At 61.5% G+C, this 9,703-nt stretch carries 7 protein-coding genes; all 7 read left to right on the forward strand.

Annotation, left to right across the window (positions count from 1 at the left end; genetic code table 11):
• Window positions 1-59: 59 nt before the first annotated feature.
• Window positions 60-260, forward strand: coding sequence for a helix-turn-helix domain-containing protein (locus BM125_RS09910; protein WP_092407466.1), 201 nt, complete (start codon window positions 60-62; stop codon window positions 258-260).
• A gap of 20 nt (window positions 261-280) precedes the next feature.
• Window positions 281-634 (forward strand): hypothetical protein, encoded by a 354-nt coding sequence (locus BM125_RS19790; RefSeq protein WP_175497999.1) that lies wholly within the window; start codon window positions 281-283, stop codon window positions 632-634.
• A complete protein-coding gene (locus BM125_RS19795) occupies window positions 631-1,146 on the forward strand; it encodes a hypothetical protein (RefSeq protein WP_139224939.1) in 516 nt (171 codons plus the stop codon). Before BM125_RS19790 ends, BM125_RS19795 begins: the two co-directional genes overlap by 4 nt.
• 166 nt (window positions 1,147-1,312) lie before the next feature.
• Window positions 1,313-3,769, forward strand: coding sequence for an N-6 DNA methylase (locus tag BM125_RS09915; protein WP_092407468.1), 2,457 nt, complete (start codon window positions 1,313-1,315; stop codon window positions 3,767-3,769).
• Window positions 3,762-5,018, forward strand: coding sequence for a restriction endonuclease subunit S (locus tag BM125_RS09920; protein WP_092407470.1), 1,257 nt, complete (start codon window positions 3,762-3,764; stop codon window positions 5,016-5,018). Before BM125_RS09915 ends, BM125_RS09920 begins: the two co-directional genes overlap by 8 nt.
• Window positions 5,019-5,029: 11 nt before the next feature.
• Entirely contained in the window at window positions 5,030-8,320 is a 3,291-nt protein-coding gene (locus BM125_RS09925; protein WP_092407471.1) for a type I restriction endonuclease subunit R, read from the forward strand.
• Entirely contained in the window at window positions 8,317-9,021 is a 705-nt protein-coding gene (locus BM125_RS09930) for a M48 family metallopeptidase (protein WP_092407473.1), read from the forward strand. Before BM125_RS09925 ends, BM125_RS09930 begins: the two co-directional genes overlap by 4 nt.
• Window positions 9,022-9,703: the final 682 nt, after the last annotated feature.

The following is a 9,703-nucleotide window of genomic DNA, read 5'->3' on the forward strand; positions in this document are numbered from 1 at the left end:
CGCAGGATGCGTAAATTCCAGAACCGGCGCGCACTGTTCGCGCGGACGGAGAAGGACGCATGCAGCAAATTGAACCCACAAACACCCCTCTTGCCAACAAGGTGCCTCAGGCATGTGCACGCCTGGGGATTGGGCGAACGGCACTCTACGAGCTGCTGAAAGCCGGCGCCCTTCGGTCAATCAAAGTCGGCACCAGGACTCTCATTCCCGAATCAGAGCTCCTGAAGTTCATCGATCAGCGCATGCAGGCTCGCGAGTGATAGGTCACCGCAGAGCAGTTGTGACCGAAATGCGCTCCATTGCACCTCACGATGCTGCACAAATGTCCTGGTTATTGGCAGCCTCTCGCCGGCTCGAATCCATCATCTCGCCGTGGCTGACGTTTTCGCCGGGACCGACGGCCATCTCAGATGCGATTCGTCAGGTGGATGGCATCGCGATCGGCCTGCGTGAGCTTCTCGAACCGGAAGGATCTGCGATGTCGGATGACTTCCCGCAAACAAGAATCCCGGGCAAAGCAGGTTCCGGTGTTCACCTGAGTCTGCCAGTAGACAACAGGTCTGGGCGGTCTCCCGAGCGCTATGGCCAAACCCAATCTTGGGCGCCGCGCGCGGAACTCGGACTCGTGCCATGACAGTGAGCAGACAAAAAGCGAAAGGGCGCCGCTCAAGCGGGGGATTCATCGCAATCCCTCATTCGGTCATGGATAGCCCCAACTGGCTGAGCTGCAGCGCCACTGCCATCAAAATGCTCACAGAGCTTGTCAGGCAATTCAACGGCCACAACAACGGCGATCTCGCGGCCACACTGTCCATGCTGAAGAAGCGCGGATGGTCGTCGCCAGAAACGATTCACTTCGCCTGCCTCGAACTACGTCACTACGGCCTGATCGAGTTGACAAGACAAGGAGGCAAGCATGTGCCCAACTTGTACGCGCTCAGTTGGCAACCAATCGACGACCGCCGCGGAAAACTCGATTGCTCGGCGACACGAATTGCGTCCGGGGCATGGAAACAATCCCCGCCGGCGCCATTCAAGCGCCCCGCCAAAAATAGAATGCCTGTTACGCCATCCGTATCAAATAGCTACGCCATCCGTAACAATGGGGCTAGCTCTCCGGCTGAATTGATACGCCGCCCGCATTGAAATCAGGCCATTCTTGCCGATCCCTTGATACGCCATCCGTACTCCTTTATAGATTCTAACCATGCGTGTGCTCCTGACACGCAGCCTGGAGCCCCATCCTGATCCGTAACCGCCAGTCGACTCTCGAAAGCAAACCGAGATCGAAAACTCACCACCGGAACCCTGCATGCCCCTGACTCTTCCCCAACTCGAACGCCACCTGTTCAAGGCTGCCGACATCTTGCGCGGCAAGATGGACGCCTCCGAGTTCAAGGAATACATCTTCGGCATGTTGTTCCTAAAACGCTGCTCGGACGTGTTTGACCAGCGCCGCGAGCAGGTAATTGCGCAAGAGGTCGCCACCGGTAAAACCCAGACCGAAGCCAAAGAAAGCGCCGAGCTCAAGCGCTGGTATGGACAGTCTTTCTACGTACCGTCCACGTCGCGCTGGCAGTTCCTGGTCGATAACGCACACGTCGGCGTCGGCGATTTCCTCAACAAAGCGCTGGGCGGCTTGGAATCCAACAACTCGAGCCTAGCCGAAGTGCTCGAGCACATCGATTTCTCGCGCAAGGTCGGCCAGAGCAAGATTCCCGACATCAAACTGCGCCAGCTCATCAGCCATTTCAGCAGTTACCGCCTGCGCAACGAGGATTTCGAATTCCCGGACCTGCTGGGCGCGGCCTACGAGTACCTGATTCGCGAGTTCGCGGACTCCGCCGGCAAGAAAGGCGGTGAGTTCTACACCCCGCGCCCGGTCGTGCGAATGATGGTGCGGCTAATCAAGCCCGAACAGCAGCACAGCATTTACGATCCCTGCCTGGGATCAGGCGGCATGCTGGTGCTGGCCAAGGAGTACATCGACGAGCACGGTGGCGACGGCACGCGCGCGGACTTGTGTGGGCAGGAGGCGAACGGCACTGTTTGGTCAATCGCCAAGATGAACATGCTGCTGCACGGCATCAGCACCGCCGACCTGCGCAACGACGACACCCTGGCCGAGCCGCAGCACACCGAGGGCGGCGAACTGATGCGCTTCGACCGCGTGCTCTCGAACCCGCCGTTCTCGATCAACTGGGGCACTGCCGACACCGATCGCCAAGGGCAGCCTGTCTTCCAACCGAAATTCGCTGAACGCTTCCGCTACGGCCAAGTGCCGCTGGGCAGCAAGAAGGCCGACCTGATGTTCCTGCAACACATGGTGGCGGTCACCCGCGACGGCGGCATGGTCGCCACCGTGATGCCGCACGGCGTTCTGTTCCGTGGCGGTGAGGAACGCGCCATTCGCGCCGCCATGATCGAGGCCGACCTAGTGGAAGCCGTGATCGGCCTGCCCGCCAACCTGTTCTACGGCACCGGCATCCCTGCCTGCGTGCTGGTGCTGCGGCAGCGCCAGGGCAACCACAGCGGCAAGCCTGTCGAGCGCCAGGGCAAGGTGCTGTTTATCAACGCGGACCGCGAGTACTTCGAGGGCCGGGCCCAGAACTACTTGCTGCCCGAGCACATCGAGAAGGTCGTCAACACCTTCGAGAACTTCGCCGAGGTGCCGGGATTCAGCGCCATCGTGCGCAACGCCACCCTGCGCGAGAACGACTGCAACCTCAACATCCGCCGCTACGCCGACAACGCCCCGCCGCCCGAGCCGCAGGACGTGCGTGCTCACCTGCTGGGCGGCGTACCCAAGGCCGAGGTGCAGGCCAAGGCCGAGCTGTTCACCGCGCACGGCCTGGACCCGCTGGCGCTGTTCGTCGAGCGCGACGCTGGCTACTTCGACATTCGCCCCGAGCTGGCCACACGTCAGGACATCAAGCGCGCGGTCGAGACGAACGCCGGGCTCGTGGCCCGCGAACAGGCCGTGCGCGACGCGTTCGAGGCGTGGTGGCAGGCACACAGCCCGCGCATCACCGCGTTGGCCGGTGCGCAGAACTTTGTCGGACTACGCAACGACCTGCTGCACAGCTTCAGCGCCGCGCTGGAGCCGGCGGGCGTCCTCGGACGATTCCAGGTGCGTGGCATCGTGGCCGGCTTCTGGGAAGACGCCAAGTATGAGTTCATGACGCTGATGGCGCGCGGCGCCAAGGGCGTGGTCGACGCGTGGCGCACCAGCATCCTGACCGCGCTGGACGACGACCAGACCAAGGACAGTCCACTGGAGCACAAGCTGGTCAAGTTCCTGATGGCCGACTTCGTCGAGGCGCAGGCCGAGCTGGAGGCACGCAAGGCCGAGCTGGACGGCGAGATCAAGGCCGCCACGCCAGACAAGGGCGCGGACGAGGATAACGACGGTGAAGAGGCCAGCGACGACGAGCCGGCGGTGGACGAGGCGCAGATCAGGGAATGGAAAAAGCAGCTCGCCGCACTCAAGAAGGAGATCAAGGCGCAGGCACAAGGCTTCGCGGATCGGCTGAGCGCGGCGGTCGATGCGCTGGACGAAGCTGGCGCTGCCACGCTACTTCTAGCGATCCTACGCAACGACATGCAGGTGATCCAGGGACGGTACATCAGTACGCAGCGGCAGCAGGTCGTCGCGGCATTCGAGAACTGGTGGGACAAATACCAGATGACATTGACGGGTATCGAAGATCAACGGGGCGCAGCGGCAGAGCAGTTGCGCGAGTTCGTTAGGGTTCTCGGCTATGTCTGAGCGTGGTTTCCAGTGGGCTGCCCTGGATGACTTGATCCAGAGTGACAAGCCAATTTGCTACGGGGTCCTGAAGCCAGGAATTGAAGATCCTCATGGCATTCCGCTGGTGCGCATTGTTGACATCGAAAGTTCAGAACTTCGGCGCGATGGACTGTTTCGGATCACACCCGCGCTAGACAAGCAGTTCGGCCGTAGCCGCATTGACGCCGGCGACCTATTGCTGTCAATCCAAGGGACCGTTGGGCGAGTTGCGATCGTTCCGCCAGGGGTGGCTGGCGCTAACATCTCGCGGACGATTGCGCGCCTTTCTTTCACGTCAGGAGGCGACGCTAGGTTCTACAAGCACTGGTTCCTGTCGAACGATGGCCTGCGCACGATTGACGGCGCGATTGTAGGTACGACGCGGTCGAGTTTGAACATCGGCGTGCTCCGCAAAGTAGCGGTTCCATCGCCCGATGGCCCTGAAAAGGCAAAGATCGCAGAAGTCCTCGACACTCTCGACACGATCATCCGCCAGACCGAGGCGATTATCGAGAAGCTCAAGCAGGTCAAACAGGGGCTGCTACACGACCTGCTGACCCGCGGCATAGATGCCAACGGCGAACTGCGCCCGCCGCAAAGCCAAGCGCCCCATCTATATAGGGACTCGCCGCTGGGGTGGATTCCGCGTGCGTGGACGTCTTCCAGCCTGGGTACTTCTGCCGATTTCAAGTCTGGATATGCATTCAAAGAGCACGAGCTCAGCGCCGATGGGATGCGCGTCGTCCGTATCTCGAATCTTCACAAACCGGACTTCCCTTACTGGAACTACGACGGGCGCGTAAGACCTGCATGGGTAGTGAATGATGGTGATCTGCTGTTTTCTTGGGCTGGCGTCGCCTCGTCAATAGATGCGTACATTTACAGAGGCGATACGGCACTGCTAAACCAACACATCTACAACCTCCACATCGAGGATCGTGTTCGTAGAGCTTGGACATTTCACTGCCTGAATGTCCAGCTCCCAAAGCTCCGTGAATCGATCGAAGGGGGCGCCGGGCAGCTACATCTGACCAAAGCGAAGATCCAGCAAATCCAGATAGCCTTTCCCGATGCCGAGGAGTTGGCTGCAATCATTTATCGGCTTGAGTGTTTCGAAGAGCGTGTTTCACAAGAGATAGCGACATTCGATAAATTGCAGGTGCTCAAGTCCGGCCTCATGGACGACCTACTCACCGGCCGCGTCCGCGTCACCCCGCTGCTGGCCTGACCGAGAACACCATGGGCTGGGAACTCACAGCGGTCGAAAAACCCTTCGTCGAGCAGCTCATGACGATGGGCTGGCGGTATGTCGAAGGCGGCCTCGACTCACCTGTCCGCACCGGCCGCGCGAACTTCACGGAGGTCATCCAGGAAAACACCCTTCGTAGCCAGCTCCAAGCGCTGAACCTCGATGCCACCGGGCAACCATGGCTTGACGATGAGCGCGTATCGCAAGCCGTGGGCGCGATCACCCGCATTCCCGCCCATCGGCTGATGGAGGCCAACCAGGCCGCCACAGAGCTGATGCTGGGTGGACTAACGGTTGAGGGCCTTCCAGGCTGGGACGGCGGCCGCAACCAGACGATCCACTTCATCGACTGGGCGAACCCTGAGCGCAACGAGTTCACCGTCATTAGTCAGTACCGGGTGGATTGCCCACCGAGCTACAACCGGGGCAAGGCGTTCATCGTGCCCGACCTCGTGCTGCTAGTGAACGGCATTCCGCTGGTGGTAGTGGAGTGCAAGAGTCCCAGCGTGCCCGAGCCGCTTGCGGAGGCCGTCGATCAACTGCGGCGCTACACCAATCAGCGTCGCGCCAGCGGCGAGGTCGATGAGAACGAGGGTAACGAGCCGCTGTTCCATACCAACCAGTTGCTCATCGCCACCAGCTTCGATGAGGCGCGCGTGGGCAGTGTGGGTGCTGCGTTCCACCACTACGGCACCTGGAAGACGGTGATTGGCGCCGACGGCCAGGGAACGGAGTCAGACGCCGCGGCCGCGCTCGGCAAGCCCAAGCTTTCCGAGCAGGAACGTTTGGTGGCAGGATTGCTTCGCCCGGCGCACCTGCTGGATGTGGTTCGGCATTTCATGTTGTTCATGACTGTCGAGGGACAAACGATCAAAGCGGTATGCCGCTACCAGCAGTACCGTGCCGTCAATCACGCCATCCACCGCCTTCGCAATGGCAAGACCCGTCGCCAGGATGGTGAGCATGATCGGCGCGGCGGCATCGTCTGGCACACGCAGGGCTCGGGCAAGAGCCTGACCATGGTGTTCCTGATGCGCAAACTGCGCACCGACGCACTACTACGCCGCTTCAAGGTAGTGGTGGTGACCGACCGCCATGACCTAGAGCGCCAGCTTTCCGAGACCGCCACGCTCACCGGTCAGAACGTGGTGCGTGCCACATCTGCCAACGATTTGAAGCGCCTGCTCCGCCGCGACGGACCGGACATCGTCTTCGGCATGATCCAGAAGCAGCGCAGTGGCGACGCCGCCGGCGAGCCCGGGCTGACGGTTGACGACCTGCCCAAACCTCAAGTACGCGAACCAGCCGCGGATGAAGTACTGAATGACGACGAGGCGATTTTGGTGCTGGTCGACGAGGCCCACCGCGGGCAAGCCGGCGACCTGCAGGCGATGCTGATGGCCGGCCTGCCCAATTGTGCACGCATCGGATTCACGGGCACCCCAATCCTGATGGGCGATAAGAAGCGCACGCACGAGATCTTCGGCGAATTCATCGACAAGTACACCATCCGTGAAGCCGAGGCCGACGGCGCCATCGTGCCAATCCTTTATGAGGGTCGTACAGCGCATGGCGCAGTGAAGGATGGCGCGAGCCTCGATGATCTGTTCGAAGACCTCTTCCGCGAGCACACGCCCGAGGAACTGGAGGCGATCAAGGCCAAGTACGCCACAAAGGGCCAGATTTTCGAGGCGCCGGACCTTATCCGCGACAAGTCCCGCGACATGCTGCGCCATTACGTGACCAACATTCTGCCCAATGGCTTCAAGGCCCAGGTGGTCGCCTACAGCCGGCTGGCCGTCGTTCGCTACCTCGACGCCTTTATTGCCGCGCGCGATGAACTGTTGGCTGAGGCACGCGCGCTGGGCCCCGAGGACAAGGCGATGGACGACGAGGCGCTGTGCACGCGTCCGCCGGCCGTGCAGGCGCAGGTACAGGCGTGGCGCCAGCGCGAGGTACTGGCCCGCATAGAGTTCATGCCCATCATTTCGGGCAGCAACAACGATGACCCGACCTGGAAGCAGTGGACCGACAGCGCGCCCCAGGAGCAACGCATCAAGCGGTTCAAGAAGCCGCTGCTGCATGCCGATCCGGCCAAGTCTGACCCGCTGGCCTTCCTGATCGTGAAATCGATGCTACTGACCGGCTTTGATGCGCCGATCGAGGGTGTCATGTACCTGGATCGGCCGATCCGCGAGGCCGAGCTCCTGCAGACCATCGCGCGCGTGAACCGTACCGGCCACGGCAAGAAGTTCGGCATCGTGGTGGACTACTACGGCCTGGCGCATCACCTGAAAGAGGCCCTAAACGTCTACGCCGAGGACGATATCGACGGCGCCTTGCATAGCCTGAAGGACGAGATTCCGGTGCTGCGCGACCGCCACGTTCGCGTGGTCGACCTGTTCCGCAGCCGCGGCATCGACAGCCTGACCGATGTCGAGGCCTGCGTGGAGGTGCTGGCCAATGAGCGGCTGCGCGCCGAATTCGCGGTCAAGCTGAAGTCGTTTTTGGACATGCTGGACGTGGTGCTGCCCCGACCAGAGGGCCTGCCCTTCGCGCCTGACGCCAAGAAGCTCGCCTTCATCTATGCCCGCGCGCGCAACCGCTACCGCGACACGCCAGTGCTGGGCAAGGACGTCGGCGCCAAGGTGCGCAAGCTGATTGATGACCACGTCGTCTCAATGGGCGTGGATCCGAAGATCCCGCCCATTTCACTTACTGATGCGGACTTCGAAACCCATGTGACGCGCGAGCCGAATGATCGCGCCAAGGCGTCGGAGATGGAGCACGCGATCCGCGCCCACATCCGCGAGCACCTGGACCAGGACCCTGTCGCCTACCGCAAGCTGAGCGAGCGGCTGCGTGACGTGCTGGACAAGCTCGGCGAACAGTGGGACGCGCTGACCAAGGCACTGCAGGGACTGGTGGACGAGATTCGTGCTGGGCACGTCGCGCCGGACGACCGGCTACCGGACCTGCCGGAACACTATGGGCCGTTCCTGCGATTGATCGTGGATGCGTTCGCTGGTGATCGGGCGATTACAGCTGCCGAGCAGAAATTGCTGGTGAACCTGACCGTGGAGGTTGTCGATACGATTTCGGCCGAGTTGGTGCCGAACTTCTGGCGGCCCAACCGGCAGCCGGCGCAGGACGCGTTGAACACGCGCCTTTTCGAGCTGCTGATGGCATCGCGCCTGCTGCCGACGCCGCAGATCGAGGCTCTCGTCGACAAGCTGATGGCGTTGGCGCGGGCAAATCATGATCGTCTGGGGCGCGCATGACGGACTTGGTCGTCAAGGATCTCCGCTTCGAGCTGCGCCCTAGCGATCGCAGGCGCACGCTGCAGATTACGGTGGGACGCGGTGGCCAGCTCACCCTCTCCGCCCCGCCCAATGTCTCGCGGGCGCGTCTGGAGGACTTCGTCCGGCGCAAGCGCATGTGGGTGTACCGCCAGCTGGCCCGCAGGGAGGCGATCAAGGAGCCGCGGCCACGCAAGGAATTCGTGGATGGCGAAGGATTTCTCTACCTGGGGCGCAACTACCGCCTGCGCCTGGTGCCGGACGAGGCGACCGACGTCGCCGTGAAGCTGCAACAGGGTCGGCTGGTGATGCCGCGCTCCCTCACGCTTGACGGGCGCGAGCACCTACTGCGCTGGTACACCGCGCATGCCCAACCTTGGTTGCACGCGCGGGTGAAGGATTACGCAGCCCGCATGGAAGTCGATCCCGTCGGTGTCCGCGTGCAGGACCTTGGCTACCGCTGGGGCTCATGTGGCAAAGGGGGCTGGCTGAATTTCCACTGGAAAACCATCCTGCTGCCTGCTCGCATCGCCGAGTACGTGGTCGTCCACGAAATGGCCCACCTCAAAGAGCCACACCACACCCCAGGATTCTGGCGCAGGGTGGAGCGCGCCATGCCGGACTTTGAGCAGCGGAAGACTTGGCTGGCCGAGCACGGGATTGATGTGGAAGGTGTCCAGTGAGCCCAAAGCTGGGACCTGTTGCGATCATGGCGGTGGGGTAGCGAATCGCTACCCGATAGCCGATAGGCTTGGCAGAGTTATTTGGGAGGGAACTCACCGCCAACAAGAACTGCAATTCGGAAGGACGATTTATTCGATTCTGCTGGAATTTTGCGACTAGTACGCGCGCGCACGCGAAGCGCGAACTTAGTCAAGTGGCGCGGATCCAACGAAAACAGCTACTTAAGCGTGGGCTTTCATGAAGTTTTTCTGGAATTCTTGCACCAGTACGCGCGCGCGCAAGGCTGGCCTGAATTGCATAAGGCAATAGCATTTGGGCTTCTCGATTGAGCTCAGGCCCAAAGGGGTCGACATGTCTGTTGCTGCTCGTTGAAAATTGACCATAAATCGAGGGTTCTGCTCGCTGAAAATTGACCAGGGTGTTCTGACCTAACCTGCCGGCCTTTTGGACCGGCAGGGAGACGAGGTGCACACCATGGCAACGTACGCAAAGGTGCGACGGATGCGGCTCCGCGAGGGGCTGTCGACTAGTGAGATCGCCAGACGGACGAGTCTGTCGAGGAATACGATCAAGGCGTGGCTGCGGGAGTCAACCCGCAGGGAGTTGAGTTACCGGCGCGAGGCGGGCTCGAAGAAGCTCGATGATCATCGAGAGTGGTTGCGACAGGCGCTTGAGATCGAT

Origin of the sequence: Dokdonella immobilis (assembly GCF_900115085.1) — a bacterium.
In the GTDB taxonomy this organism is placed as follows: Bacteria; Pseudomonadota; Gammaproteobacteria; order Xanthomonadales; family Rhodanobacteraceae; genus Dokdonella; species Dokdonella immobilis.